The sequence below is a fragment of the Burkholderia sp. WSM2232 genome, assembly GCF_000472545.1.
Taxonomy (GTDB): domain Bacteria; phylum Pseudomonadota; class Gammaproteobacteria; order Burkholderiales; family Burkholderiaceae; genus Paraburkholderia.
This window is the reverse complement of sequence record NZ_AWZV01000020.1, coordinates 88,564-115,478: the sequence shown is the minus strand read 5'-3', so window position 1 is coordinate 115,478 and position 26,915 is coordinate 88,564. Positions and strand designations below refer to the sequence as shown.

Here is a 26,915-nt window from a genome sequence, read left to right as displayed (position 1 = left end):
GTTCTATCGTTATGGTCAGTGAATCACGTGCAGCTCATAGCGCGCGTCCGCGCGGTCGCAGTCTGCGTCGCGCGTACAAAGAAAGGCGTCCCAACCAAGGCGTGCGCCCTGGCTCAAAAGCGTCGGCCCTACCGCCTCGCGGCGCAGTACCAGCTTCACTTCATATTCGAGCGTGACGCCCGCGAGCAGTGTCAGCATCCGTTCGAGCGCAATGGCACGATCCGCGCCCGGCAGGAAGGCCTCGTAATCGGCCTTGTCGAGCGGGCCGATCACAAGCCGCGCCCGCATGTCGCGCTGCCAGACGCGCTCCCCCGCCAGCGCCGTCGCGCCGAGAGTCGCGTTGACGCTGCCGAGCACGGTCAATTGATCGCGCGGTACGTTGTACCACTTGCCGACAAACTGTTCGACTCGCACCGGAACCTGGAAGTAGTCCGACAGCGTGCGTTGCAGGTACGCGGCCGACACGGGCCTGTGCCGTGTCGGTAACGCGTAGCCCGCAATGGCTTCGTCGAATAGCGCACCTTCGCCGCTTTGCAGGCTGCTGCGCGTGTCGTTGTCCGCCACGCCCGCAAGCGCGAGCAGCAACGGCAAATAGCGTTCGTCGCGGTCCAGTTCGTAATGAAAGGGCAACCGGTACTTCTTCCACGCCGCATAGAAGAGCGCGGTGGCCCGATTCGAAAACACGTCGAAGAACTCGCGCGCGGCACGGTCACGCTTGATCTGTTCCCGCGCGATGATCTGTTCGGTGTAATGCAGCGGCAACGCGCCCTGCCCGCCAAGCAAACCGAAAAACGCCGGCGTAATGTCCACTTTTTCGATCGAGCCGCTTTCCAGCGCCGCAGTGCGTTGCGCCTTTTCTTTTAGCGCGGTGCCTTGGTCGTCGTAAGATTGCGCTCCGTGAATTTCGCTCGGTGGAAACGACATCGAAAGCGAATTGCGAAACGCAATGCGCTGCGCGACGATATCGCCCGAACGCCCGGTGGCCGATGGCGCCTGTTGTGCGAACCACTTCTCGAGCACGCGCACTGCCTGAAAGAATTCAAAGCGGTGCGGCTCGTCGAGAAACTGCTCGACTACGCCAGGATCGATTCGCCGCTGCGCGGTTTGCATCGCAAGATCTCCTCGCCAGTGCGCTTCGACACGACGACCAGTTGCACAAAGCTGTTCAGATGCACGTACAGCCCGAAGAATGTATCGATCACCCGCACAAACGACGCCAGACTCGTACCGACAAAATGTTCTTCGTCGATGGTCAGGCGAATTTCCATGCCGCGCACAAATGTGGCGAACGGCTTGCCCGGCAGCCACTGCACGGCCGCGCGCTGCTCGATTCCGACGAGTCCGTCGATATGGCGCGCCGAGACCGCCGTGCGCCGCAAATCGTAGAGCACCAGCATTTCTTTTAATGCGGAGAGACCGCTGCTCGCAAGCGATACGTGGTTCAGCGCAAGATGAGAAATGAGCCGCCAGTGTGCGGCGCGTCCGCGCTCAAAGCGCACGCTCGGCGTGGGTCGGCGCAGCATTGCGATGCTGCCGGTCAGCGATCCACCTTCGACGAACAGGTCGCCGCCCTCGAGTCCAATCGCGAGGCCAGCGGGCAAATCGCGATTGGTACAGGTCAGATCGAGGCTCAACGTATCGGTCTGCGGCGCGGCCGGTTCGAAGTCGATATCGACAATGGAGATCTCTGTCTCGTAACCGGGGCTCTTTTGCGCGACCCAGTCGTTGCGCCGCGCGAACCAGTAGTGCCCCGCGCGCGCCGCTTCGCCATGGTGCAGCGAGTAGAACGGCCGGAATTCGGTCACTGATTCCTGATGCGCCTGCTGCCTGACCAGCTTCACCGAATCGATCGAATAAACCTCGTATGCGAATGCGCGACGCGCTTCGGCCACCACGGGATAAGAAACAGCCTGATGGTTCACGCGAATAGGTTCGGCGTGCTGTTCGAACAGATTGACCACCGGCGTGCAAAAAAGACGCAAGTGATGCGCAGACAACGCATCGAGAAGCCGCGCGACATGCGAATCGCTGCGCACTTCCTTCAGCACCACATGCAGCGTCAAGCGTTGGCAGCGGCCCGCGGCACGCGTCATGGCCGCCAGATCAAAGTCGGCAAAATTGAATTTTTCCGGAAATGCAAAATACTCGGTGAGCAGCCGGTAAGCAGGGTGCGATTTGGCCGGGTAGTCGATCAGCGCGTCCTGCTCGTCAAAACCCGCTTGTGCGAGCGGCGACGTGCGTAACGGCGTCCACACGCCGCGCCGGTCGGCTTCCACATACGTGGCCATTGCATTAACGAACAGGCAGTCGGCAAGCGCCGCAATGAACGACTGCTCGCCGTGCAGATGCGCGCGCAAGGTACTCACTTTCAACGCGGACAGATCGAGCTGCGCAGCGGTTGATTCGAAAGTAATGGACACTATTGCGGTGGCATTGCCGGGCAATACGGTTGCGCTCGGCGCCATGGCCACCGACGTGTACTTTGCCTCGGAAATGCGGAGCGGCGCGAGCGTCACGTCGTACGCGGTACGAAAGCGGCACTGCACACCGCGAATAGGACGCGATTTGAGTTCGGTGCCGCGCTCGATGACAACCGGTTCCGTCAAATGGCTCACCGCCGCCGAGGTTCCCAATTGCGCAATCGAACACGATGGAAACGGCCGCAGATAGTGCGGATACAACACTTCCAGCAGTGCTTCGGTGAACTCGGGGTAATCGTCGTCGAGCTTCTTGTTGATGCGCGCGCCGAGCAGGGCAAACGACTCGATCATCCGCTCGACATGCGGGTCCTCGCAGTGCTCGCCGGATATGGCAAGGCGCGCGGCGATTTTCGGGTAGCGCTCCGCGAAATCGCGCGAATAGCGCCGCAGAAACGACAGTTCGCGCTCGTAATACGGCAGCAATTCTTCCATCATCTATCCCCGAACCCGAACTCTTTGCGCCCGATCAATTACCGCCGTTGCGCGTCGCGGCGACGCTCGGACAATATCCAGGCGAAGCGTCAAAATAATAAACAGCGCCTACAGTTTCGCGCGTGCACGCGTCACCGAGTATTGCAATGTCGAAGGCTGCAACATCGCGTCGAAACTGACCGGTTCTTCTGCCGGATGAACGACCAGCAGCGCCTGAATTGCGAAGTAAAGCGCATTGGTCGATTGTTCGTTCAATTCGAGTGTCACCGATACCTGCTGCAGGCGCGGCTCATGCCGTGCAATCGCCTGTTGAATCGATTTGCAAATGAATGTGCGGTCATAGTGACTCGCGAGGCTCAGACCCGCGAAGTCGTTCAAACCATAAGTGAGCACCGAGCGCTGACATTCGGGCAAAGCGGCGAGTTCATGCTCGGTGAGCGCGATTCGCGTGTTCAGGATCGCCTCGACGTCCCGCGCGACAGTGCTTTTCAGTTCATCCAACGACAATTGCCGCATCGCCGGTGAAGCCGGCAAATGCGGTTCGTCGTCGAACAGCTTGTCGAGAAAGCTGGGTTCGAAGCGTTTCATCAGCGTCCGAAGAAGCAGTTCCTGCAACGCGCACGCGGCTCGCGGCCGTCTTTTCCTGACGACGCGCGCGACGGCGTGCGCCGGTGCATTACACCGCGTACGTCTTGTCGTTCTTCGTCAGGCTCCACGCGCCTTGCGCGTTGCCGCCCTGGTTGCCGCCGATCTTCTGCTGCGTGTACTTCCACTGCACAGCGGCGTACTTCAGCGAGAACTGCTCGCTCGGCAAGCCTTCACCGATCACGCTCGGCGTCACGCTGGAAATGATCACGTACTTCAGCTTCACTTCAAGATACTTGATACGGTTGCCTTCACCGTCCGAACGCATGAAGTCGATCGTGACTTCGTCGAACGTCGTGCCGCCCGATGCGTGCTGATAAATCAGCGGGCTCACCACGTCGATGTCTTTTGTGAACACCATGTCGGCATGCTCGCAACGCTCGGAGGTGTGACCGCCCGCGGTAGAAGCCGTTGCCGAACGCGGCTGTGTGATCGAGTGGCTCCACGAATCGATTTCGATCCAGCCAGCGTGATCTTTATCGGCGGACTCGCCTTTGATCGCCGGATTGCCGAATTTTAAATAGATGTCCTTCATAACTCATCGACTCCCCAAAGAGGTGGTTTTAGCAGCTAGCCCGGACGGCCGGCCCGGGCTTTCTGAACTTCGTTTATGAATTGGCCGGCTTCGGCAGGTCGGCGACGAGCCGCAACGAGATGGACAGTTCGTCGAGCTGGAAATGCGGGCGCAGGAACGCAACGGAGCGATAAGCGCCGGGCTTGCCCGGAATTTCCGAGACCTGAATGGAGGCTTCGCGCAGCGGGAACTGGGCCTTCTGCTCCTGCGTCGCATTGTCGTCGAGCAGCACGTACTGCGAGATCCAGCGGTTCAGGAATACTTCGACGTTCTGCGCCGATGCAAAGCTGCCGATCTTGTCGCGCATCATCGCCTTCAGGTAGTGCGCGACTCGCGACACCGAGAAGATGTACTGCAGCTGAGCGGACAGAACAGCGTTCGCATTCGCGCTGTCGGTGCTGTATTTCTTCGGTTTTTGCACCGATTGCGCCGCGAAGAACGCAGCGTAGTCGGAGTTCTTGCAATGCACGAGCGGAATGAAGCCGAGGTCGCTCAGCTCTTTCTCGCGGCGATCCGTGATGGCGATTTCGGTCGGGCATTTCAGCGCGATTTCGCCGTCGTCCGTCTTGAACGTGTGGGTCGGCAGATCTTCGACGAGGCCACCGCCTTCCACGCCACGAATTGCGGCGCACCAGCCGAAGTCGTCGAATGCGGCGGTCAGACGCGCGGCGAACGCCCATGCCGCGTTACACCAGAGGTATTTGCTGTGATCCGTGCCGTCCACGTCTTCGACAAAATTGAAGCCCTCTGCCGTGGCACCGTCTTTCGGATTGAACGGCAAGCGGCCGAGAAAACGCGGCAGCGTGAGGCCGACATAGCGCGAGTCTTCCGAGTCGCGGAACGACTTCCACTTTGCGTATTCGACGGTGTCGAATACCTTGCCGAGATCGCGCGGCTTGCCGAGATCGGCAAACGTTTCAAGGCCCAGCAATTCAGGCGACGCCGATGCAATAAAGGGTGCATGCGCGGCTGCCGCGACGTGCGACATCTGCTCGATGAAATACACGTCTTCCGGTTGGCGCGTGACTTCGAAGTCGCCGATGATGGCCCCGAACGGCGAGCCGCCGAACGTGCCGAACTCTTCTTCATAGATCTTCTTGAAGAGCGCGCTCTGGTCGAATTCGATTGCGGTTTTGAAGTCGCGCACGAGGTCACGCTTGGGCGCGTGCAGCGCCTTGATCTTGACCGTCGCGCCGGTGTTGCTCTCCTTGCACAGATAGTCGAGGCCGCGCCACGTGCTTTCCATGCGCTGGAACTCCGGCGCATGCATGACCGCGCTCAACTGCGCGGAAATGAGCCGGTCGAGCTCGGCTACGCGCGCGTCGATAGTGGCCGACAGGTTGTCCGAGACCACCACCGTACCGTCGAGCACTTCGCGCACGAGTTCGCCAATCAGGTCTTTCGCGCGCGCATGTTCGGAATCGGACTTCGCGACGCGGCTTTTTTCGACGATCTCGTCTAGCAGCGTGGATTCCGTACCGCTTTGCGCGGTGGCGAGTTGGGCTGCCGCCGTTTGCTGATTCATCTCACACCCCGTACTTATTCGCCTTGCTTGTCGTGATCCGGCGCGCCGCCGTCCCGGTCCGCCGCATTGCCCTGGTCTTTTGCCAGTGCCTGCAACTGCTGCGTGTTGTTGAGCACTTCGGAGAGCAGGTCTTCGAGCTTGTCATTGCCGGCAAGCTTGTTGCGCAAATCCGCGAGCTTCGAGCGCGCTTCCAGCAGACGGCGCAGCGGTTCGATTTGCGAGACCACCTCGTCCGGATTGAAATCGGCCATCGACTTGAACCGCAGATCGACCGCGAATTTGCCGCCGGTTTCGCTCAGACGGTTTTCCACCTGAAAGGCCGCGCGCGGCTCGATCGCCTTCATCACGTCATCGAAATTGTCGCGATCGATGTTGACGAACTTGCGATCGCGCAGCTTGGGCTGCTCGACTTCGGACTGCCCCGCGAGATCGGCCACCACGCCGACCACGAACGGCAGTTCCTTTACTTCGATCGCATCGCCGCGCTCGACCTCATAGGTGAGCTGCACGCGGGGCGGCCGCACTTTCTGCAAGCGTTTTTGTATGCTTTCTTTCTTCGCCATCGTCGGCTCCCGAATGCTGATGGTGTAGCGTGGGGATCAGCGCAGCGCGCTGAACGGATCTGACGCACCGCCGCTTTGCGCGGCCTTGGCGGGTGCTGCCGGTGCCGCGGGTGCTGCCGGTGCCGGAGCCGCTGGTGCAGCCGGCGTGGTGGCCGCAGCGCTGGTGCCTGCTTCCGGCGTATCGACTGGCTTGCTCTTCGTGACGCGGCGAATCACGCGCTTTTTCTTCGGCGCCGGCTTGTCGTTCGGGTCGGGCGGGAACAGCGTGGCCTCGCCGAGCGTATCGCGCAACTGCCTGGCAAGCGCCTGTGCGTCCGACTTGGCATCGCCCGCGAGCGACGCGTCCTGACGCAGTTCGCCGAGCGATTGCGTGGCCACGCGCAGCCCGGCAACCGCGAGCACGCTCTTTGCCTGACGATCGGACTGGTCGCGCTGCAGTGCTTCTTGCGCGGCGACGATAGCCTGACCGTAATGACCCTGCGCGAACTGGATTTGCGCGATACGCGACCACGGCTCTTCGCGCGTCGGATCGGACTTTGAAAGCTGCTGATAAAGCGCGATAGCGCGGTCCTGATCGCCGCCTTTCGCGACAGTATCTGCATCCGCGAGTTGCTTATTAAAAGCCTCCGGTGTGCTTGCCGCGTTGTTGCCCTGTGTCGCGCAACCGGCCATCACGCCGCAAGCCAACACTACCCCAGATAGTTTTACTAACAGACGGTCATTCATCGTTTTTCACCGACGTGCGATTTTTTAATTCGAGGAAGAAACCGGAGTTTTGCTTTGCTTCAAGTGCGCGGGTATAGTACAGGCCAAATTTCGATAATTCAACTTTCATGTGAAGAAGCATTGCACGAAAAAAATACGCCCGGATCTTTAAAACCAGGCATGCAGAAATTGTTTCCTGGCGCAATAGCGGCACGCGGTACGGCGGAAAAAATTTCCACTCAGCGGACACAGCGCCGCGCCGGATCGGCTTTACATGCGCGTCGCATAAAGCGGCAGTGAACGGCAGAAAGCGTCATGAGTGGCTGACATTTCGCCGAGATCATTTCGTTATGAATGTTTTAGACGGGGGACGGCGGCCAGCCGGTCGATGGATATGAATTCGCGCCTTGTTCGCCATGCATCGCTATTGATTACCCACGCTGCCGCGTGTGCGCTTCTGGGTGGTTGCGCCGCCGGCGTCTCCGTGCTGGGAGCCGCTGCCAACGCGGCTTTGCAGGCAAGCGGCCTTGGCAAGCCGGAGCTGCCGGACGCGCAGAAACCGCCGCGCAACGTGCCTGTTACCTTATACGCGGCACCCAATCTGAATGCCGCGAATGACAAGCGGCCATTGGCACTGGTGGTGCGACTTTACATATTGAAAGACCCGACTTCATTCCAGCAGGCGCCATTCGACGCATTTACGGACGTGGCAAAGGAAAAGACCACACTCGGCGGCGATCTGCTTGGAGTGCGTGAAGTCACCCTAATCCCAGGCCAGCGTTACGTCGTAACCGAAAAAGTGTCGCGTGAAGCGCAGGCATTCGGCATCGTCGCGCTATTCCGCGATCCGGCCATGCAGCGTTGGAAATTCGCCTTCGACCCGGCAAAGTCGGAGAAATCCGGCATAATGGTCGGCCTGCATAACTGTGCAATGACCGTCACCAACGGTACCGTGATCCCGCCGGAACAGGGATTGCCCGCCCAGCAGCTCAATATGCTTTCTTCGGTTAGCTGCGGTTAAAACATGCCGTACAGTGCGATTTAACATTTTCCAGACAATTAACAATGCGGCGCCCGAATGGGCTTATTCGGGGCGCGCAGCACGCTGAACCCATATAACAGGTTTGAGATGAGTTATTCCGCAAAAGTGCTCTGGGGGGAAGGCCTGTTTCTCAGGCCGCAGCATTTTCAGCGTCAGGACGCCTATCATGAGGCGCGCCTCTTCGAGTCGATCCAGGCGATCCAGCCGTATAACTGGGGCGTGCGTTCCGCGCGTTTCGACCGCGACGCGCTCGGCAGCAATGTGCTGCGCGTGAGCGAACTGTCACTGGTGTTCCCCGACGGCGCGCTCTACTCCGCGCCGCAAGCGGACGACCTGCCGCCGCCCATCGCGCTCGACACGTTGCCCGACGGCATCAACGAATTCACGTTCTATCTCGCGCTGCATCCGCTGCGCGAGACCGGCGCGAACTATTCGCAGGACAGCAACGCGGGTTTCATTGCGCGTTACGTGAGCGAGCAGGCGCCGGTTGCCGACCATTTCACCGACGCAGCCGAAGCCGACATCACCTTCCTCAAGACAAGCGTCAAGCTGATCGCGCACAGCGAGCCGCGCGACCAGTTGCTGTCGGTGCCGCTCGTGCGCGTGCGCCGCACTGCCACCTCGGGCTTCGAGATCGACGACAGTTTCGTGCCGCCCTGCCTCGCCATCGACGCCTCGCCGGTCCTGCATCAGCGGCTGCGCCAACTGATCGACGCGCTGCAGGCAAAGGTCAGCGCGCTCTACGGCTTTCACCGCGAGCCGACCAAGAACATCATCGAGTTCCGTTCGGGCGACATTGCGTCGTTCTGGCTGCTGCACACGGCGAGCGCGGCATTTGCAGCGCTTGCACATCTGTATCAGCATTCGGCGCTGCATCCCGAGCGGCTCTTTCAGGAACTGCTGCGCCTCGCGGGCCAGTTGATGACGTTCTCCAAGGGCTATGCGCTCTCCGACCTGCCGGCTTACCGGCACGACGATCCTGGCCCCGGCTTTGCGCGCCTCGACATGATCCTGCGCGATCTGCTCGAAACGGTCATCTCCACGCGCTACTTTGCGATCGCGCTCGAAGAAGTGCGTCCGTCGTTTCATGCGGGGCGGCTCGATTCGGGCAAGATCGACGACAAGACAATGTTCTACATTGCCGTGTCCGCCGACATGCCCACCGCCGAACTGGTCGAAGCAGTACCGGCGCGCTTCAAGGTCGGCGCACCCGACGACGTCGACAAGCTCGTGCTCTCGGCCATGCCGGGCGTGCGGCTCGTGTACACGCCGCAAGTGCCGCCCGCCATTCCGGTGCGGCCGGGCGCCTGCTACTTCTCGTTCGAGCCGCGCGGCGGGCTGTACGAGCGCATGCTGCAAGCGCAGTCGGCCATGATCTATGCGCCCTCGGGCATCAACGATCTTCAACTTGAGCTGATCGCGGTCACATCATGAGCTACGCGCCTTCACTATTCGGCGGCAGCACGCCTGCTGCGACGCCGTTGCCGGCAAGCGAACCGAGCTATCAGGTCCGCTCGCTGCTGGATTTGCTGTACGACGGCTTCTTCATGCTGTTTCTGTTGAAGAACGGCCGCGAGCCCGGCGATGCGCACGAGTTCAGTCAGCGCATCCAGCAGTTTCTCGGCGACTTCGAGCGCGGTGCGAAGAAGCTCAACGCGTCTGCGGAAGACGTGTATGCGTCGAAGTTTGCGTTCTGCGCGGCGATAGATGAGTCAGTGCTGTCGTCCACCTTCAGGATTCGCACCGATTGGGAGCGGCGGCCATTGCAACTCGTGCTGTTCGGCGAGCAGTTGGCGGGGGAAAAATTCTTCCAGTATCTCGAGGAAGGCCGCGCACAAGGCGCGGCCCGCTTACAGTCGCTCGAGGTGTTCCACATGTGCCTGCTGCTCGGCTTTCAGGGCAAGTATCTGCTGGAAGGGCCGGAGAAGCTTGCGTATCTGACCGCGCGCCTCGGCGACGAAATCGCGCATATGAAGGGCAAGCGAGCGCCGTTCGCGCCGCACTGGCAACTGCCGGATCAGGTCGCGCACCGTCTGAAGCGTGAGGTGCCGTTGTGGTCGATCGGCGCAGTGTTCGCACTGGTCGGACTGCTCGCCTATCTCGGCTTGAACACTTATCTGCGCGATCAGACCTTGCGCACGTTGGCGCCGTATTCGCAAGTGGTCAAGCTGGGGCCGCAGTCGGCCACGCTGACCATCTCGCTGCCGTAGCGCGACGCGGAGCGCCACGCAATCCCAATCGCAAGTAGAACGGCCCGCTTCAAGCGGGCCGTTTCACTTACTGCAGCGAGAATGTTCCGGGGCAACTTCCGCTTACTGCGACTCCTCCGCCCACACCGCGTTCTCGCGCGCCATCAGCGCCGTCGACGCCGCCGGCCCAAAAGTGCCCGCTGTATAGCTGCGCGGCCGTTCGCCCGACTTCGCCCATCCTTCGAGAATCGGCTCGGCCCATGCCCACGCGGCTTCCAGTTCGTCGCGGCGCATGAAGTGCGTGAGACGCCCGCGAACCACGTCGATCAGCAAGCGCTCGTAGGCCTCCGCGCGACGCTCGGTGAATGCCTGCTGCAAGTCGAGGTTCAGGTTCACCGGCAGCATATGCATGCCGCTGCCCGGTTCCTTCGCCAGCATCTGGAGCTGGATGGACTCTTCCGGCTGCAACTGGATCACGAGACGGTTGCCGTAATTGCGCCCGCCGCTCGGAATGATCGAGAAAGGCAGATCCGAAAATTCGATGACGATCTCCGACACCTTCTTCTGCATGCGCTTGCCCGTGCGCAGGAAAAACGGCACGTTGGCCCAGCGCCAGTTGTTGATATGCGCACGCAAGGCGACGAAGGTTTCCGCGCGGCTGCCGGCCGGCACGTTGTCTTCCTCGAGATAGCCCTTCACCGCTTCGCCGTTCACCGCGCCGGCCGTGTACTGGCCGCGCACCGTGTCGCGCGCGATGTCCTCGGGCGTCATGGGCCGCAACGAGCGCAGCACCTTCAGCTTCTCGTCGCGAACGGCGTCGGGATCCAGAGAGACGGGCGGCTCCATCGCGACAATGCACAGCAGTTGCAGCAGGTGATTCTGCACCATGTCGCGCAACGCACCGGTCTTGTCGTAGAAGCCAGCACGGCTGCCCACGCCGACGGTCTCCGCCACCGTAATCTGCACGCGCTTGATGTACGGCGCCTGCCACAGCGGTCCGAAAATCGGATTGCCGAAGCGCAGCACCATCAGGTTCTGCACCGTTTCCTTACCGAGGTAGTGGTCGATCCGGTAGATCTGCGCTTCGCTGAAATGCTTGCCGACCGCCGTGTTGATCTCCTGAGCGGACGCGAGATCGTGGCCGAGCGGCTTTTCCAGCACGACGCGCGAGAGCTCGTCCACGAGCCCCGCCGCCGAGAGATTCTCGCAAATGTTCATGAACAGATCCGGCGACGTGGCCAGATAGAACACGCGGCGCACGCCCTCGCGCGACGCTTGCCTCAGGCGTTGATAGTCGTCGGCGGAATCGACGTCCATGCGCACGTATTCGAACAGCGCGAGAAATTTGTCCCACGCGGCGGCGTCGAACGCCTTCTTTTCGATGAAGGGCTTGGCCTTCTGCTCCATGAACTCGGCGATGTATTCCTCGCGCGACCAGGGCTTGCGGCCGATGGTCAGAATGCGTGTTTCTGGCGGCAAGTTGCAGTGCAGATGCGCCATGTAGAGCGCGGGCAGTAGCTTGCGAAACGACAGGTCGCCGGTGCCGCCGAAAATGATCATGTCGAGCGCAAGCTCGGGAGTCGCAGAAGCATGTTGAGTCGTCATAGCGCGGTCGCAGCGTCGTGAGAAAGAGGTGTGGTCAGGCGCCGAAGGACAGCGGCCACGACTGGCCTTGGGCAAATGCAGAAAAGCGCAGGCGCGGCACGGGCCGCACGCATCGGCAGGTTTTCTGGCAAACGCCTATGGTGCAACGTTTTGAGATTGTTTGCACGGCAAGATGTGCCGCAGCTTGGCGCAATATGCCAAACCGTTCCGCCAAGGCCCTGTCTTGAAGGGCTTTTTTTGGTCGGATGATGGAGGGCGGTGTGGGTGCAACCCGCCGGCCCGAGACGCCGCGCGGCCGACGCGTTAGTCAGAGCGATGGGGCCTGCGTTCGCGTGGCCGCGTTCAACCGTGCGCGGCCGCGCCCGGCGGTGCCCCCGCTTACCCGCCAGAAAGCGCTTGCCGCGCAACCCGGCACGCCGCCAGATCCCACGCCGCACAGCCGACGCTTTTGAAAACCACCGGCGTTTGCGACGGCGCCTCCGCAGCGTTGTCCAGCACCGAGGCAATGCCACGCACGCCGGACCAATCCACGCCTGCCTGAATGAAATCGCCGGCTTCGTGTTTCGCGCCGGCCATATCGTCGACGAAAAGCGCGCTGCCCGCGAGGGTCTGCGCGCCGATCTCCACCATCTCGGGCGTGAATGCGCCGACGCCGATCACGAGGCGCCCCGCGCGCGCCGCTTCGTCATAGACGGCCTGACGGCTGGTGGTCAGCGCAATCACCGTGTCGATGGAATCGGGCAACGCTGCATCCGGCTGGGGAAGGGGGCGCAGCTCGAACGCCTTGCCGCGATGCGCGGCGCAAAAGGCCTCCGCGCGTGCCGGCGCACTGCCCTTCACCCATACGCGCGCTTGCGGATACAGGTCGCCGATCGCCTCCAGATGATTCAGCGCCTGCGTGCCGGTGCCGATCAGCAGGAATTCGCGCGGCGCGGCGGCCGCGAAAGTGCGGACACCGAGCATCGACATCGCCGCGGTGCGGCGCCCCGTCACCGTCGGGCCGTCGACAATGAAGAGCGTCTCGCCGGTGTCGGCGTCGAACGCCATCACCTGGCCGTGGATGGTCGGCAAGCCGCGTGACCCGTTGCCCGGGCAGACGTTGACAAGCTTGTGGATCGCGAGATCGGGCGCGCTCGCCGGCATAGACAGCAGAATGCCGCCGCCGTTGAGCGGCACGCCGAGCCGTTCGGGGCTGGCGATGCGCCGCTGCGCATAGTCGATGCTCGTGCGCTTCAATGCGTCGACGAGCGCCGCGTAAGGTGTCAACCGCGCGGTCGCGGCGGCGTCGAACATCTGCGTGGTCGGACGGGTCATGGGCTGATGGAGGTGCGTGTTGGTGAGTGTGGGTGTGGTCGCAATCGGAACAGTCGATTCTACGACGCGTGACCGTCTGCCTGGCGCCTTGTCAAAAGGCATGACCTGGCGGCATGAACCGATGTCATGATCAAACGGTACGGCCAGCGGTGCGAGTTCACCGCGTTGCCCGACGGCACGACCTCGCCGCATCGGCCGATGGCATCAATTCACCGCCTAGGCCGACGGCATCAATTCACCGCATGGCACGACGGCATCACCTCACCCGCATGGCGCAGCGACACGACCTCATCGCATGAGCCAACGGCATCACATCCCGCATGGGCCAACGGCATCATCACCGCATAGCCCGACGCCATCAAAGAAACGCCTCCACGGAGGGAAAAGCCTCGGCCAGCGCAGCCGGTTTTCCCGCGCATCGCGCATGACGCGCACGCAAATGCGGACTTACTGCGACGCGTCCGGTTTTGCGCCGCTGTCCGCCGACTTCTTGCCGCCCTTGAACATCGCGCGGCAAGGCGGACTCAGTTCGTCGATGTGCTGTTTCATGCAGGCGGTGATTTTCGCCTTGTTGGGAATGTCGGAGGCGCAAAAATGCATTGCGTCGCCGCGGCAGGCTTTGGCCTGTTCGTCGCGGGTCGCGGCGTGGGCCTCGACCGCGGTCACAGCGCTGAGCGCGACAAAGCTCGCGGCGAGCAGGGCGTGAGTTCTATTCATGTTGAGTCCTGTATCGCGGATGTCGATACAGGCGGGTGAGCAGAAAACGGGCCCGATCATCGGGGAGCACTCTCTGCTAGCACTCTCCGCGAGCACTTTCTGCAAGCCGTTGCTGTCACCGCATCCTGGCATCGCCCGCCGCCTCTGTCTGCGCGGCGGCGGCTCAGCCCTCACCGTAACGGAGCGTCATGCCGCGGCCCGCGTAAAAGCGCGTCATCGTCGCAAACGGCAGATAGACATTCGCCTGCTGCGCCCCGATTCCCGAGGGATTGTGAAACCAGACCCCGCCGGAATCGCGCCCGTGCAGCAAAACGAGATGTCCGCCACGGCGCTGATTCGGCTCGTCGGGATAACGGATCTCGGGGCTGACAGACACAATGGCGAGCGTGCGCGAATCCAGGCGCGCGGCAACATTCTCGAGCGATACCTGCGGCAGCACGTCGACATGCACGCCGAACGCCTCCTGTACCCACGCAGCAAACGGGCGGTAGATCAGGCCGTCGACACCGCCGTCCTCGCGCATGCGATACACGCCGCGCCGCAACGCGTCGTCGAGCAGCGCGGCCCGCGGGCCGTGTTCGATACCCCAGTAGTCGAGCGCGGACTCGAGGCACGTCAAACCGCATAGGCGTTTGGCCCAGAAACGGTAGCGTTGCGGGTCCGGGAAGCCGCTTCGTTGCCAGCCGGGGTCGTCGCAAGGATCGCGGTGCCCCTCCACGATTGGACCAACCCACTCGGGGCTACCCCATTGCGTGTAGTAAGGCACGCCGGTATGGCGCATGGTGGGTTCGTTCATGCTGACGCGAAAGAGAGAAAAGCGACGCGCTCACAGCATGCTGCGAGGCCGCTGCATCGTGCCGTCGAAAAAGCGCTGCAAACGGAACGCAGACAGATCGAGCGACGGCTGCCCTCCGTCGTTGAGCTCCGCCAGCAGCTTGCCGACAATCGGTCCCATCGCAAAACCATGCCCGCAGAAACCGGTGGCGATGGTGAGACCGGGCACTTGCGGCGGCGCGTCGATGACGGGAATGCCGTCCGGCAACACGTCGATCAGCCCGGCCCACGACTCCACCACCTGCGCGTCCTTCAGCGCGGGAAAAAGCGCGCGCAATTTCGCGAGCGCGCGCGGCGCGTGGCCGGGGTTCGGCTGGGGCTGCGGGTCGCGCGGATGCAGCACGCGCTCGTTTGGCGGCACGACGCCCGGTAGACGGTCGCGCAGATCGCGCAGACATGCACCGTTCAGATGGAAATTGAATTTCTCGCGCTGACTCCACAGTTCCGGCAAAAACCATTTCAACGCGCGAAAGTGGCCGAGCGTCATGTCGACGTCGACCTGCATGTCGTCGGCGAGATTGATCGCGCCGTTGGCGCGCTGCCGGATGCCGAGGCCATGTCCCCAGAATGTCGATGCGCTCACGGGTGGCAGTGGATTCGTACGCATGCAGGTCCCGCGCACCGCCTGCTGGGGCAAGTCGAGGCCTACTGTTTTCAGCAGCCGCCAACTGCTCGCACCCGCGGCGCAAATGAAACGCGACGTGCGCACTGTGCCGCGTTCAGTTACCACGCCAATGATTGCGCCGGCCGCGCGCTCCACGCCGACCACACCGCAGCCTTCGAAGAAAAACGCGCCGGCTTGCGCGGCCCGCGCCGCGAAAGCGGCTGCCGCTCGGCGCGGCTCGGCCTGACCGTCGCTCGGCGTGTAGAGCCCGCCGAGCGACGGGCCTCGCATGCCGGTCACCACCGTGTCGATCTGCTTGCGCTCCAGCGTGCGCGTATCGAGCCCGTGCTGCCGTGCAACGTCCATCCATTGCTGGAACGAGGCCCAGTCCGCCTCGTTGGTCGCGACGTAAAGGCAGCCCCCTTGGCGCCACTCCAGGTCGAAATCCAGTTCGCGTTCGAGGCTGGTCCACAATGCAATGCCGGCCATCATCAACGGGACTTCCGCCGACTCGCGGCCCTGCTGGCGCACGAACCCCCACGCACGCGACGACTGCTGCCCCGCAATGCGCGACTTGTCGAGCACTACCACGGACAATCCGCGCCGCGCCAGATAGTAGGCAGCCGCGCAACCCATGATGCCGGCCCCGGCGATCACCACGTCGGCACCTTGGGGAAACGCCTGGTCTGCGGAGGTGAAACCGGCGTGGAGCGGATAGGTTGTCGTCATCGAGCGGGAAAGTTTTTAAGTGCGGGCATAATCTTCGCAGGCGGGCTGGTAATCCGCAATGCAACGCTTGCAGCAAGTGCTGGGAAGCCCGTTCGGGTCAGCATTGGGAGCTCGGACGCCGGGCGTTCGAGGCGTTCGGGCTTCGGGCGTTCGGGCTTCGGCCTTCGGCCTTCGGGCTTCGGGCTTCGGGCTTCGGGCTTCGGGCTTCGGCGTTCGAGGCTTCGGGCGTTCGGGCTTCGGGCGTTCGGGCGTTCTGGCGCTCGCCGCGGGCATAGTTCGTTTATCTGCGAGACGAATAATCCGCCAATATCCGTGTGGCAGATACGGCTGCGCTCTATTCGCCACGCGAATATTTGCCAAATATCCGCGCCACGAATAAAATTCAGATATTCGTTTGACGGATATTCGCCATGCTGCATGTCATCGCCACCGCCGATCAGATCGCCCAGTTGCTCGCCGCCAGCCGGCGGCATGCAGGTCTGACGCAGACCGAAGCCGCCGCACGTGTCGGCGTGAGCCAGAGCCGCATTTCCGCGTGGGAGACGGACGCCGCCGCGCTGACCGTCGCACAGTTGCTGTCGCTATGCGGCGCCTACGGGCTGCAACTACAGATGCGCGACAAGAATCAGCCGCAAGCGGACGCGGCACCTCAGGCCGAGTGGTAAGCATGGCGCGGCTCACTCATTCACGCGCACTTTCCGTGTGGGCGAACGGCGAGCGTGTCGGCACGTGGCGGCTTCCGGCCCGCGGTCCAATGGAATTTTCCTACGACGCGGCGTGGATCGGCTCGCCCGCCGGGCGGCCCTTGTCGCTCTCGCTGCCTTTCACGCCTGGCAACATGGCGCACAAAGGGCCGCGCGTGCTCAATTATTTCGACAATCTGCTGCCCGACAGCGAAGTCATCAGAAAGCGCATTGCGCAGCGCTACCGGACCGGGACGCTCGAGGCCTTCGACCTGCTGCAGGCCATCGGCCGCGATTGCGTGGGCGCCGTGCAGTTGCTGGCAGAAGACGAAGCGCCGGTCGGCGTCGACCGCATCGACGGTACGCCGCTTTCCGAGGCTGAAATCGAGGCCATGCTGACGCGCACCGTAAGCGCGCCTGCGCTCGGCCCCGCAGAGCAAAGCGACGACGATTTCCGCATTTCCCTTGCAGGCGCCCAGGAAAAGACCGCGCTGCTGTGGCACGACGGGCAATGGAAGCGGCCTCACGGCGCCACGCCCACCACGCATATCTTCAAGCTGCCGCTCGGGCTCGTCGGCAACAAGCTGGCCGACCTCAGCACCTCGGTTGAAAACGAATGGCTATGCCTGCGCATCCTCAGCGCCTACGGCCTGCCCGTCGCGAACACGGAAGTCATGACCTTCGGCAGACAGCGCGTGTTGAGCGTTGAGCGCTTCGACCGGCAACTGCATTCGAGCGGACAATGGCTGCTGCGCCTGCCGCAAGAGGATTTTTGCCAGGTGTACGGCGTGCCCTCGCATCGCAAGTACGAGAACGAAGGCGGCCCCGGCGTGCTCGACCTCGCGCGCGTTCTGCAGCAATCGGTCGCGGCCTCGCAAGACATCGAAACGCTGCTTGCCAGCCAGATCCTGTTCTGGATGCTTGCCGCGCCGGACGGCCACGCGAAAAACTTCAGCATCCGCCTGCTCGCGAGGGGCCAGTACCGGCTCACGCCGCTCTACGACGTCATGTCCATCTGGCCAGTGGAAGGCAACGGGCCAAACCAGTGGTCCTGGTTCAAGGCGCGCCTTGCGATGGGCATGTGGTCGCGCAGCAAGCACGACGCTTTTCGCGACGTGCAGCGGCGCCACTTCAACACCATGGCGCTGAAGTGCTCGTACGGCGCAAGCGCCGAACCGCTGATAGAACGCCTGCTCCAACAGACCCCGCAGGTAATCGATCAGGTCTCCGCACAATTGCCTGACCGGTTTCCCGGCAAGGTCGCGGAACGCATCTTCAAAGGTCTGAGGAATTCGGCCGCGAAGCTGGCGGGCATGCCGGCGAACTGACCGCATCGGCAGGAGCCCGGATGGATATGACCCGTTTTCGCCGGTAAAATGCGTCTATTCAGAACGCATCGAAAAGCGCGTGCCTGAGCGCATTCGGGAATCCGAAGCGGACCGCCGTATCCGCAGGATTTCCGGCTGCACGGACAGACGCAAAACCTCTGTTCAAAACGCCGACCGCGATGTTTTTTGCGGTACATTTGCTGTCCCCCGCGTAGCTGCGTTGCGCTGCGTGCATGATGCATCGCCGCGTTACGCCTGCCGTATCGCCCCTCCACAGCCCTTTAAGAACGGCGGATTCTCACGCAGTATGACCAACGACACACACTCACCTGACTCCATCGCAGTCGCCGAGCGCGTGCGCGAGTTGATGAGCCGGCACGGAATCGGCAAACGACAGCAAACCACGGAACTTTGCCGCATCCTCGACCTGAGCTTTTCGCAGGGACACCGCAAGCTGCGCGGCAACAGTCCGTGGACTTTGTCGCAGATCAAGAAAGTTGCTGAAGTATACGGCGAACCCGCTGCACAGCTTTTCGGGGCACAGTCGCTCGATCCCGGCATGGTCGGCGCAATTGCGCAGGAAGCGGTCTTCTGCATCGGCGCGATCGAATTGCCATGCACCGCATGGGTCGGCGCGGCGCTGGAAGCGGGCAGCCGTCCGGAATTCGTCGCCTACTCGAAGCTCGGCCAGTGGCGCGTCGCGCGGCACGACGGCGCGCTTTACCACAGCGCCTACGAAGTTCATAAGATCGAGATCTACCCGCGTCGCGGGGAGACGGACAAGCCCACCATCGCCGTGGTGGACGACGATCAGGCGAGCGCCGACAATCTGCGCGACTATCTCGAACGCAGCGGCTTTGCCGCAGTCGCCATCTACGGGCTCGCGGCCTTTGCGGAGCAACTGCAAAGCCAGGTGTTCGACGGCATCGTGATCGACTGGCTGTTCGGCTCGCAAACCTCGGCGGCCGCGATTCGCGCTGTGCGGGCCTCGGAGAATCCGGATGCGCCAATTTTCGTGCTGACCGGCGAATTGCTCACGGGCAAGGCGAGCGAGTCCGAAATCAGCCAGGTGATCCGCAATTACGACGTCGCCTGCTATGAAAAGCCCGCACGGATGGCGATTCTGGTGGCCGACCTGTCCAAGCGGCTGAATCGGCCCTGAGGGGTATCCGCTAAATATCGCGCGCCGTCACCTTAGACGGTATGCCGGGAAGCCAGCGCACGCTGCAAGGCATTGCGCAGATCGCCGTAATGTACTGGCTTTAATAACGCTTCGAAAAACAGCCGCGTGCCCGACCCGCTGTTGCTCTCCCCCTCTGTTACCTGTTGTGCCTCGGCCTCCGGTGGATACGCGCTGACCACGATCACCGGCACGGCCGACACCGGCCCGCCGCGCGCCGCCAGGTCCGCGAGAAACGAATAGCCGTCGCGCCCCGGCATGTGCAGATCCAGCAGCACGACGTCGCAGCGGCCCGTGTCGAGCCATCCGAGCGCAGCGTCGGCGTTGGCGACGGCGTGCGCGTCGTAGTCCATGTGCGCGACCATTTCGCTGAGCGACTCGCGAATCAGCCGGTTATCGTCGACGATCAGCACGCTCGGCCGGGCGCCGCCCGGCTCCGCCTGCGCCTGTGCGCCGCGCGAAGGCGCGGGAGCGACCGGCAAGACCGGAATCGTCACAGTGAAGGTGGTGCCCTCGCCCACCACGCTGGCCACTTCGACCGTGCCGCCAAACAGCCGCACCAGTCCCTGCACGATAGTGAGCCCCATGCCGGCGCCTTCGAAGCGGCGCGTGCGCGAGCCGTCGAGTTGCGTGAACTCCTGGAAAATCAGCGGAATCTGCGCCTGCGGCACGCCCGGCCCCGTGTCGCTGACCACGAAGCTCAACAGCGCGGGGCGCTGCATCAGCTTCACGCGGATCGTGCCGGTCTCCGTATAGCGAATGGCATTGGTGACCAGGTTGTTGACGATCTGCCGAATACGGTGCGGATCGGAATCGACTAGTCCCGTCGCACCGCTCGCCTCGCTTTCGAGCTTCAGGCCGCGCGCCGCGGCGGACATCGCATGTTCGTCGACAATCGACGCGAGCAGCTCGCGCGGCTCGAAGTGCTCGTGACGCAGCTCCAGCTTGCCGGCGCCGAGCCGTGCGTAATCGGTCAGGTCCTTCATCTGCGCTTCGAGATGCCGGGCCGCAGTTTCGAGCCGCTGGATCACCTTGCGGTCGGCTTCGGAGTGATAGTTAAAGCCGAGCAGTTCGATCGACGAAACAATCGCATGCAAAGGCGTGCGCAGCTCGTGACTGATCATGCCGAGAAATGCGTCCTTCGCGAGACTCGCCTCGCGCGCCGCGCGGCTCGCCTGGTGTTCGGCCTCGAGCGCCGCGTGCTGCTGATGCATGAGACGCGTGCGGCGCCGGCCGTTGACCACGAGCAGAAGCGTTGCCGCCGCGGACAGCAGCAGCAGGACCATGCCGCCGGCAAACAGCAGGCGGCGCTTGTCGATGAAATCGCGGTTCAGAGCCTCGCGGTCGGCGACGTCGGCGAAACGGCGGCTCAGCGCCAGATCGTTGACTTCGTTCCAGTGCAGGCGCAATTGCGCGACGACCCGGTTGACCCCGCCGGGGTCCTTCGGCAGGGCCGCGACATCGGGAGCGAGGCCCCTCAGCATCCGGTCGAGCACGTGGATTTCATACAGTTGCCGTTGCACCAGCGCGACCTGCGTGGTGAGGCGGAGCGTAGAGCCCTCCATGACGTGCAACTTCGATTGCAGCAACTGGTAGCGCAGCGTAATGCGCTGGTAGTCGTCGTCCACGCCGGCCTGATACAGCAGCAATTGGTTCTCGAAACGCGCATACGCGATTTGCAGTTGCGCCGCGTCCCAATAGAAGCCGTCGTACGAGCCTGTCAGCGACTCGGTCGTATCCGGATTCAGCAGGTTCGAGTAGAGCAGATAGCCGATGGCGCCGGCGGGCGCCGCGAGCGCGGTGAGCCAGATCAGCACATAAAAAAACCGGCGCCACGGACGGCGCGTTATTTGACGATGAGTGCCTTGATCTGCCATACGAATTTCGAATCGCCCGAGGCGCCCACGAGTTCATCAGGAAACGCATCGCGCGGGTAAATGAGAAACAGCGGGCCGAAATCGGTGATTTTCAGACGCCGGCCGTTCATGTTGTATGCCACTACCACGCCATAGCGGTCGCAGTCCGTTACGGGGATGGTGTACGTATAGTCGTCGAGCGTATGAATCTCGACCTGCGTGCCACGCGCGCCGACCGTCCTCAGAATATCCGCGAGCAGCGGTCCTGTGAAGGTGGAGCGCGGCGTCCAGGTCGTCGCGGTGGTGATGGAATGAGCCGGCAGCGCCAGCAACTGCGCCTCGTCGAAGTGATAGGCGCGGTGCGCAGCGTCGTTGGTCTTGCCGATCTTGCCCGTCACGTCGAGCGAGAGCGCGGTCGGGTCCGTCTGCGCCGCTACGCTCCACGCGGCCAGCGCGAAGATGAGCCCGGTAGCCCAGCGCCCGCCCGCAGGCGCGCCTGATCTGCGTTGCACTGTTGCCGTCACATTGGTCATTTGCTTTTTATCCGTGGTCTGTTTTTTTGCGGCGCCGCTGCCCTAGTGGGCGCAGCGCCCCGGCTTGCCGTCGCACGCGTCACCCCGACGCGCGATTGCCGGACGGCATGCATAATATCGTCAAAATTCTTTGCAGAATAAACGAAGGTCTGCCGCCAGCCCGTCTTGCCGCGGAACGGCAACCCTCCAGCATGCGTTATGCGACTCATCGAGCGTTATGAACAAGCCGGTTTTGCCCCTCACGTATGAGCAGCTCGATCACTGGATCGAATCGCTGCAGCCCACCTTGCTCGCCGAAGGTTTTGCGATGGCAATCGGCATTCTGCGCGGCGGCGCGCCGCTCGCGCTGATGGTCTCGCACTCGGCTGGCGCGCCGGTTGCGTTCTTGCGCTACGACCGCGGCTCGCGCACGGTTGCGTGGGACTCGACGCTGCCCATGCCGCCCACCGGCTCCAAAGTCCTGCTGTGCGAAGACATTGCTGGACGCGGCTTCACGCTGGTCGATTGCATCGCATTTCTTCAGCAGCATGGCCTCGTGGTGAAGACGCTGACCGGCGCGGTCGACGATCTCAGCCGCACGCAGCCGGACTACGCGATCGACGCACGCGGTTATTTCGCGCTCTTTCCGTGGGAGCGCCAGGCGTACACGCAGCGTTATCGCGACGACTGGGCGCGCGTGGAAGCCGGCGAAGCCACGGCAATGGCGCACGACCACCACTACGCGACCTACGCGATCGACCTCGACGGCATTCTGCTGCCGGACGTGCCGCTCGCGCGCTACGACGAAGATCTTGCCGCGGCGCTCGTCGAACGCGACGCGCTGCTGCCCTTCGAGGTGCTGCCCGGCATCGACCTGCAGCGTGTGCGCACAATCATTACGGGCCGGCCGGAAATGGACCGCGTGCGTACCGAGGCCTGGCTCGAACGGCATGGTTTCGGCCATATGCAACTGGTCATGCGCGTGCCCGGCACGCACGACGAAAGTCCGGCGGGCGCTGCCGCGCACAAGGCGTCGGCGGCGCTGGCGGGCGGCGTCACGCATTTCGTCGAAAGCGATCCGGTGCAGGCGTTGCTGATCGCGCAGCAGGCGCCGCTTCTGCGCGTGATCTGGTGGGATGCGCACACCCGCACCGGCATGCTGGTCGGCGCCCGGGCTTGGGTTTGAGCGCGTGGCTTTGAGCGCGTGGTTTCGAGCGCGTGCGTTTGAATGCTTGAGCATGAGCTGCTGACACCCGCACGCCTCACGTGTCACGCTTCGCGCGCCTCTGCGGTTTCCTTGCGGTCCTTCGCATCACGCAGATGCAGATGACGTGCGGCCCGCTGCGAGGCGACGATGATCAGCTTCATCGTTGCGCGCGTCGCGCCGACGAACAGCTTGCGCGCGATACGCTCGTCGAACGCGGCGAAATCGACCTCGGTGAGAATCACGCACGGCGCCGCCTGCCCCTTGAACCGGTAGATGGACTCGAACAGTACGTCCCCTTCGCGATATTCCGGATTCCCAAACAAATCATATTTGCCGGTGAAACTGCGCAGGCGGTGCGGGCCGAGATGATCCTGCGCGGTCATCACCGAGCCCTCGCGTCCGCGAAACGACAGCACCGCGATGTCCTGCTTGCGAAATCCCAGCGACAGCGCCTGCGTAATGGCGCGTTTGGTTGCTTCCGTCGCGGCCTCAGCGGCGTTCGCTTCGTCGTAGACGGACAGGGAAATGTCCGAGCCGTCGAACGGACTGCCCGAGGCAAGCGCCGCCGCGCTCGGCACCGAAGCGCCGACCACCTCCCGCACGTAGTCGAGAATGTCGCGCGGGCTGCGGTAGTTGGTGGTTTCCTTGAGCGTGGTCCAGCCCGGCAGCGAGACCGGCTCGCGCATATACAGGTTCTGCAGCGGATCCTCGAGCCACCACCATGCGCCGCCTGGGCGCAGCAGGCGTTCGAGCGCGGCGACCCACGGCTCCTGAAAATCCTGCCCTTCGTCGACGATCAGCACGTCGAATTGCCAGCGCTCGTCGATGGGCGTTTCGGCGAACATCGCCTCGAGCTGGTCGAACACCTGGCCCGATTCGAAATCGGGCTCGCGGCCCGCGTCGCGCGCGATCCAGTCGCACAGCTGGTGATAGTTCGCGACCTTCGCCTGCGGCGGCGCGACGCGCGCGATGTGATCGGCGAGCGGCCGGTTAAAGCACACATACAGCGGTCGCTCGCCGCGCGCGGCCGCGTCTTTCATCACCTGCACGGCGAGTTGCGTCTTACCGGAACCGGCCGTGCCGATCACGCGCAGACGGAACGGCGAAAATTCGAGCCGCCGCGCCCACGTTGCAAGGCCGCCCGCCAGCCGTGTGACGAGCGTGCCGGCCTGGCCGACGAGCGCGCTCGCGTCGGGCGTGAGCGCGAGTTCGTCGGCGAGAAAGTGGTGAATTTTCGACGCGCACGGCAGGCGCGGCTCGTCGGCCGGCAACGCTTCGCGAATCACGGCGGCCAGCCGGTCGCGCCGGGTCGCGTCGACAATGCGCGCGGGGTTCACCCCGGCAATCGCGGCGTCCTTGACGATGTGGTCGGGGCAGTACAGAAGTTCTTCGATGAAATAGGTGCCCGCGCCGAATGCCGCGGTGAAGCGCCGATGCAACCCTTCGATGGTGTGCGCGAGCGCAATCGCCACGTTGCGTTCGGTTTGCAGATAGACCTTGACCAGCCCTTTAGGCGTTTCGCGCAGAAAACCCGTTTTCTGTTCGACGATCATCACGCGACCGGCCGGACTGACGATCACGAAGTCGGCCTCGCCGAATACCGAGAAGTTCTGGTTCAGCCGCGTCCAGTGCACACCGTGATAGACGGTGTAGTTCTCGGGCAACGCCTTTTCGAGCAGCGCCAGGGTCTCGCGTTCGCGCGCCGCCGCGCCGGTGGCGGCGAGGCTCTTCCAGTCGTCGGGGACAATGCGGGCCATGCGGTGCCTCGTCGTGATTCGGTGCGCTCATTGTACGCAACGCATGGCGAGCGAGGCATGCAAACGCAGGGATCGTGTATCGTTACTGGTTGAACGCCGCGCAAGGCGCGGCTTGCCAATTGTCGACAAAAAGGGATTGACCGGATGATTACGATCTGGGGACGCACGAACTCAGTGAACGTGCAAAAGGTGTTGTGGTGCTGCGATGAACTGGTGCTGCCGTATGAGCGTATCGACGCGGGCCTGCAGTTCGGGCGCAATAACGAACCCGCCTATCTTTCGATGAACCCGACCGGCAAGATTCCCACGCTGGTGGACGACGACTTCGTGCTGTGGGAATCGAACTCGATCTTGCGCTATCTGGCGCTCCAATATGGCGCGGCAAGCCCGCTGTACCCGGCCGAGCCGAGACTGCGCGCGAGCATCGACCGTTGGCTGGACTGGTCGCTCTCCACGCTGCAGCCAGCGGAGCGGCCGGTGTTCTGGACGCTCGTGCGCACCCCGCCGGAACAGCGCGACGCGACGAAGCTGGCCGACGACGTCCGCAACGTCACCCCGCTATGGCGCCTGCTCGACACGCACCTGCAGGGCCGCTTCTTTCTGGAGAGCGACAAGTTCACGCTGGCCGATATCGTCATTGGCGCGTATGCGAAACGCTGGTTCGGCCTTGCGGGCCTCGAGCGTCCGCCGCTGCCGAGTCTCGAGCGCTGGTATTCGCGCATCGCCACGCGTTCGGGATTCAAGAAATACGTGGACTTTCCGTTGACCTGATGCGGGGCCGCGCGTTTGGGCGATTGTGCCTGATGGAACAAGTTGTATGGCGACACAATGCCCGGGGCCGTGAGGCGCTGTGCGGTTGACACTGCGCCGTTCGTGACTGTGCCTCTTCGTCTTTGCCGCTGCGCGGCAGCGCCGCGCGCCTCGGGCAGCAATCCTGCATTGGCCTTTATAATCGCTTCATGAAGAACGCCAAGCCCGCCGCGCACGCCACCACTCCCCCCAGAACGGATCAGACCGCCGCTGCGGCCGAGGCGCATGCACACCCGCATGACCACGCACACGCGCCGCGGCACACGCACGGCGAGTCGCCCGAAGCCGCGCTGGCTCTCGCGGAAGAATACTGTCGCGAACGCGGCGAAAAGCTCACGCCGATCCGCCGCAAAGTGCTGGAGCTGCTGCTGAATTCGGGGCGCGCCACCAAAGCCTATTCGCTGCTCGACGAAATGCGCCAGATCCACCCAGGCTCGGCGCCGCCCACGGTGTATCGCGCGCTGGACTTTCTGCTTTCGGCGGGGCTCGTGCATCGCATAGAGTCGATCAACGCCTTCACGGTCTGCCACGACCTCACGCAATGCCAGCACGGCATTCTCGTGGTCTGCCAGCAGTGCGGCAACGTCACCGAGCTGCATCAGCCGAAACTGCGCCAGGCGCTCATCGCCCAAATAGAGGACGCCGGCTACCGGGTCGCCAGCGACGAAATCGAATTGAAGGGAGTGTGTTCCGCCTGTCAGGCCGCGGAACTGGCCGCGCCGGCCGCGTCAAAGGTGGGCGCAACCGCGCCTGGCACCGCGAAATAAGCATGGCCGGCTGCCATCGCGGCGGCAAGCTTTGTGTGCCTGAAGCCGCAGCGCGCAGCGCGGCAGGGTGTCAAGCCGGGCTTGTCGCGGCTCAGCGCGACTCGGGGAAGCATTAATCGAGTCACGGGGCAAGCTCGACGCGCTGCCGTCGCTGTGAACACACTGCCAACAGCGACACTATGCGCGCTGCCAGCGCTGCGTTCGCTGTGCCGCGGACAAAGCACAACGCAGCCCGCCCGTTCGTGCACTTCATCGCGGGCTGCCACGCAACCCGCGAATCCGCGCTAATCGCCCCTGCGCCGCGCACTCACCGCGCCGCGCGCGCGCCAATGGCGTCGTGCAGCAAGGTCACGAGATCTTCCGGCAAGGCCGGCTTGGTCATGAAATGCTGGAAACCCTCTCCGATACTTCGCAGACGGTAGGCGTCGTCGGTATGGCCTGTCAGCGCCACGGCCACCGAAGGTGGGTGATCGCCGCGAATCTCATGATCGCGCAGACGCTGGATCAGGTAGAAGCCGTCCATGGCGGGCAGTTCGAGGTCGCATACGACCGCATCGGGCAGCAGGCGAACTGCTGCTTCGACACCCTCTTCCGCATCCGCCACGGCAACGACGTTTGCGCCTTCCGCTTCGAGCAACAAGGTCAGCGATTCCCGGCTGTCCGGGTCGTCTTCTACGAGCACGATCGTGGCCTGATCGAGTCTCAATGCTCCGTTCATCTTCTGTTGTTGCTCTAAAAATCCGGTTAGGCCGTCAGGCTTGGCCAAGGTGTCACCCTGCTGCTTGTGCTGTTGATGTTGTTTGCCGCCGGTTTGCGCGGCCGCGATGTTGCTGTTCATGGTTCCGACTCGATTTCAT

The 26,915-nt window shown here is 63.1% G+C and carries 26 protein-coding genes; 9 read left to right on the top strand and 17 right to left on the bottom strand.

The features are described from left to right. Positions 1-15: 15 nt before the first annotated feature. From tssG to F757_RS35865, 8 genes are all read right to left on the bottom strand, one after another. Positions 16-1,110: a type VI secretion system baseplate subunit TssG gene (tssG, locus tag F757_RS0119535; protein ID WP_027212868.1), complete on the bottom strand. Its 1,095-nt coding sequence runs from the start codon at positions 1,108-1,110 to the stop codon at positions 16-18. Then, complete coding sequence (tssF, locus tag F757_RS0119530; protein ID WP_027212867.1) at positions 1,074-2,912, bottom strand: type VI secretion system baseplate subunit TssF; 1,839 nt, start codon at positions 2,910-2,912, stop codon at positions 1,074-1,076. Before tssF ends, tssG begins: the two co-directional genes overlap by 37 nt. Positions 2,913-3,020: 108 nt before the next feature. Continuing rightward, positions 3,021-3,500, bottom strand: coding sequence for a type VI secretion system baseplate subunit TssE (gene tssE, locus F757_RS0119525; RefSeq protein ID WP_013343176.1), 480 nt, complete (start codon positions 3,498-3,500; stop codon positions 3,021-3,023). 88 nt (positions 3,501-3,588) lie between these two features. Beyond that, a complete protein-coding gene (locus F757_RS0119520; RefSeq protein ID WP_027212866.1) occupies positions 3,589-4,092 on the bottom strand; it encodes an Hcp family type VI secretion system effector in 504 nt (167 codons plus the stop codon). A gap of 73 nt (positions 4,093-4,165) precedes the next feature. Next, positions 4,166-5,656, bottom strand: a complete 1,491-nt coding sequence (gene tssC / locus F757_RS0119515) for a type VI secretion system contractile sheath large subunit (protein WP_013343174.1) — start codon at positions 5,654-5,656, stop codon at positions 4,166-4,168. Positions 5,657-5,670: 14 nt separating this feature from the next. Continuing rightward, positions 5,671-6,219 (bottom strand): type VI secretion system contractile sheath small subunit, encoded by a 549-nt coding sequence (tssB, locus tag F757_RS0119510; protein ID WP_027212865.1) that lies wholly within the window; start codon positions 6,217-6,219, stop codon positions 5,671-5,673. 36 nt (positions 6,220-6,255) lie between these two features. Continuing rightward, positions 6,256-6,945, bottom strand: coding sequence for a tetratricopeptide repeat protein (locus F757_RS0119505; protein ID WP_027212864.1), 690 nt, complete (start codon positions 6,943-6,945; stop codon positions 6,256-6,258). Next, complete coding sequence (locus F757_RS35865; protein ID WP_156923674.1) at positions 6,938-7,174, bottom strand: hypothetical protein; 237 nt, start codon at positions 7,172-7,174, stop codon at positions 6,938-6,940. Before F757_RS35865 ends, F757_RS0119505 begins: the two co-directional genes overlap by 8 nt. A 144-nt stretch (positions 7,175-7,318) precedes the next feature. On the opposite strand from F757_RS35865, the gene tssJ reads away from it, so the two are divergent. From tssJ to icmH, 3 genes are all read left to right on the top strand, one after another. Next, positions 7,319-7,945, top strand: coding sequence for a type VI secretion system lipoprotein TssJ (tssJ, locus tag F757_RS0119495; protein WP_027212863.1), 627 nt, complete (start codon positions 7,319-7,321; stop codon positions 7,943-7,945). A gap of 108 nt (positions 7,946-8,053) precedes the next feature. Beyond that, positions 8,054-9,400 carry a type VI secretion system baseplate subunit TssK gene (gene tssK, locus F757_RS0119490; protein ID WP_027212862.1) on the top strand — a complete coding sequence of 449 codons (1,347 nt, stop codon included), beginning with the start codon at positions 8,054-8,056 and terminating at the stop codon, positions 9,398-9,400. Then, on the top strand, positions 9,397-10,176 hold the full coding sequence (gene icmH, locus F757_RS0119485) for a type IVB secretion system protein IcmH/DotU (RefSeq protein ID WP_027212861.1): 780 nt from the start codon (positions 9,397-9,399) through the stop codon (positions 10,174-10,176). Before tssK ends, icmH begins: the two co-directional genes overlap by 4 nt. A 102-nt stretch (positions 10,177-10,278) precedes the next feature. Here the strand turns inward: icmH and zwf are convergent, their stop codons facing one another. The 5 genes from zwf to F757_RS0119455 all read right to left on the bottom strand — a co-directional run bounded on the left by zwf (position 10,279) and on the right by F757_RS0119455 (position 15,958). Next, on the bottom strand, positions 10,279-11,760 hold the full coding sequence (zwf, locus tag F757_RS0119480; RefSeq protein WP_027212860.1) for a glucose-6-phosphate dehydrogenase: 1,482 nt from the start codon (positions 11,758-11,760) through the stop codon (positions 10,279-10,281). A gap of 378 nt (positions 11,761-12,138) precedes the next feature. Beyond that, positions 12,139-13,074 (bottom strand): bifunctional Delta(1)-pyrroline-2-carboxylate/Delta(1)-piperideine-2-carboxylate reductase, encoded by a 936-nt coding sequence (lhpI, locus tag F757_RS0119475; RefSeq protein ID WP_027212859.1) that lies wholly within the window; start codon positions 13,072-13,074, stop codon positions 12,139-12,141. A gap of 447 nt (positions 13,075-13,521) precedes the next feature. Then, positions 13,522-13,791, bottom strand: a complete 270-nt coding sequence (locus F757_RS0119465) for a hypothetical protein (RefSeq protein WP_027212858.1) — start codon at positions 13,789-13,791, stop codon at positions 13,522-13,524. A 163-nt stretch (positions 13,792-13,954) separates the two neighbouring features. Further along, complete coding sequence (locus F757_RS0119460) at positions 13,955-14,587, bottom strand: C39 family peptidase (protein ID WP_027212857.1); 633 nt, start codon at positions 14,585-14,587, stop codon at positions 13,955-13,957. 30 nt (positions 14,588-14,617) lie between these two features. Next, positions 14,618-15,958: an NAD(P)/FAD-dependent oxidoreductase gene (locus F757_RS0119455; protein ID WP_027212856.1), complete on the bottom strand. Its 1,341-nt coding sequence runs from the start codon at positions 15,956-15,958 to the stop codon at positions 14,618-14,620. A 410-nt stretch (positions 15,959-16,368) separates the two neighbouring features. On the opposite strand from F757_RS0119455, the gene F757_RS0119450 reads away from it, so the two are divergent. The 3 genes from F757_RS0119450 to F757_RS0119435 all read left to right on the top strand — a co-directional run bounded on the left by F757_RS0119450 (position 16,369) and on the right by F757_RS0119435 (position 19,131). Continuing rightward, entirely contained in the window at positions 16,369-16,623 is a 255-nt protein-coding gene (locus F757_RS0119450; protein WP_027212855.1) for a helix-turn-helix domain-containing protein, read from the top strand. Positions 16,624-16,625: 2 nt separating this feature from the next. Beyond that, positions 16,626-17,969, top strand: a complete 1,344-nt coding sequence (locus F757_RS0119445; protein ID WP_027212854.1) for a type II toxin-antitoxin system HipA family toxin — start codon at positions 16,626-16,628, stop codon at positions 17,967-17,969. A gap of 307 nt (positions 17,970-18,276) precedes the next feature. Further along, positions 18,277-19,131, top strand: a complete 855-nt coding sequence (locus F757_RS0119435; RefSeq protein ID WP_027212853.1) for a helix-turn-helix domain-containing protein — start codon at positions 18,277-18,279, stop codon at positions 19,129-19,131. Positions 19,132-19,163: 32 nt separating this feature from the next. Here F757_RS0119435 and F757_RS0119430 read toward each other — a convergent pair whose 3' ends face one another. Next, positions 19,164-21,026 (bottom strand): ATP-binding response regulator, encoded by a 1,863-nt coding sequence (locus F757_RS0119430; RefSeq protein ID WP_027212852.1) that lies wholly within the window; start codon positions 21,024-21,026, stop codon positions 19,164-19,166. Then, complete coding sequence (locus F757_RS0119425; protein WP_027212851.1) at positions 20,996-21,538, bottom strand: molybdopterin-dependent oxidoreductase; 543 nt, start codon at positions 21,536-21,538, stop codon at positions 20,996-20,998. The genes F757_RS0119430 and F757_RS0119425 overlap by 31 nt, the downstream gene beginning before the upstream one ends. Before the next feature lie 217 nt (positions 21,539-21,755). Here F757_RS0119425 and F757_RS0119420 point away from each other — a divergent pair, with 217 nt between their 5' ends. Then, positions 21,756-22,703, top strand: a complete 948-nt coding sequence (locus F757_RS0119420) for a phosphoribosyltransferase (protein ID WP_027212850.1) — start codon at positions 21,756-21,758, stop codon at positions 22,701-22,703. Positions 22,704-22,786: 83 nt separating this feature from the next. On the opposite strand, the gene F757_RS0119415 is transcribed toward F757_RS0119420, so the two are convergent. Then, a complete protein-coding gene (locus tag F757_RS0119415; protein ID WP_027212849.1) occupies positions 22,787-24,481 on the bottom strand; it encodes an ATP-binding domain-containing protein in 1,695 nt (564 codons plus the stop codon). A 144-nt stretch (positions 24,482-24,625) separates the two neighbouring features. Between F757_RS0119415 and F757_RS0119410 the strand changes: the two genes are divergently transcribed. Together F757_RS0119410 and F757_RS0119405 are read left to right on the top strand one after the other, a co-directional pair. After that, positions 24,626-25,252 (top strand): glutathione S-transferase family protein, encoded by a 627-nt coding sequence (locus tag F757_RS0119410; RefSeq protein ID WP_027212848.1) that lies wholly within the window; start codon positions 24,626-24,628, stop codon positions 25,250-25,252. Between the two features lie 188 nt (positions 25,253-25,440). Beyond that, positions 25,441-26,058, top strand: a complete 618-nt coding sequence (locus F757_RS0119405; RefSeq protein WP_027212847.1) for a Fur family transcriptional regulator — start codon at positions 25,441-25,443, stop codon at positions 26,056-26,058. A gap of 307 nt (positions 26,059-26,365) precedes the next feature. Here the strand turns inward: F757_RS0119405 and F757_RS0119400 are convergent, their stop codons facing one another. After that, a complete protein-coding gene (locus F757_RS0119400; protein ID WP_027212846.1) occupies positions 26,366-26,896 on the bottom strand; it encodes a response regulator in 531 nt (176 codons plus the stop codon). Positions 26,897-26,915 lie beyond the last annotated feature (19 nt).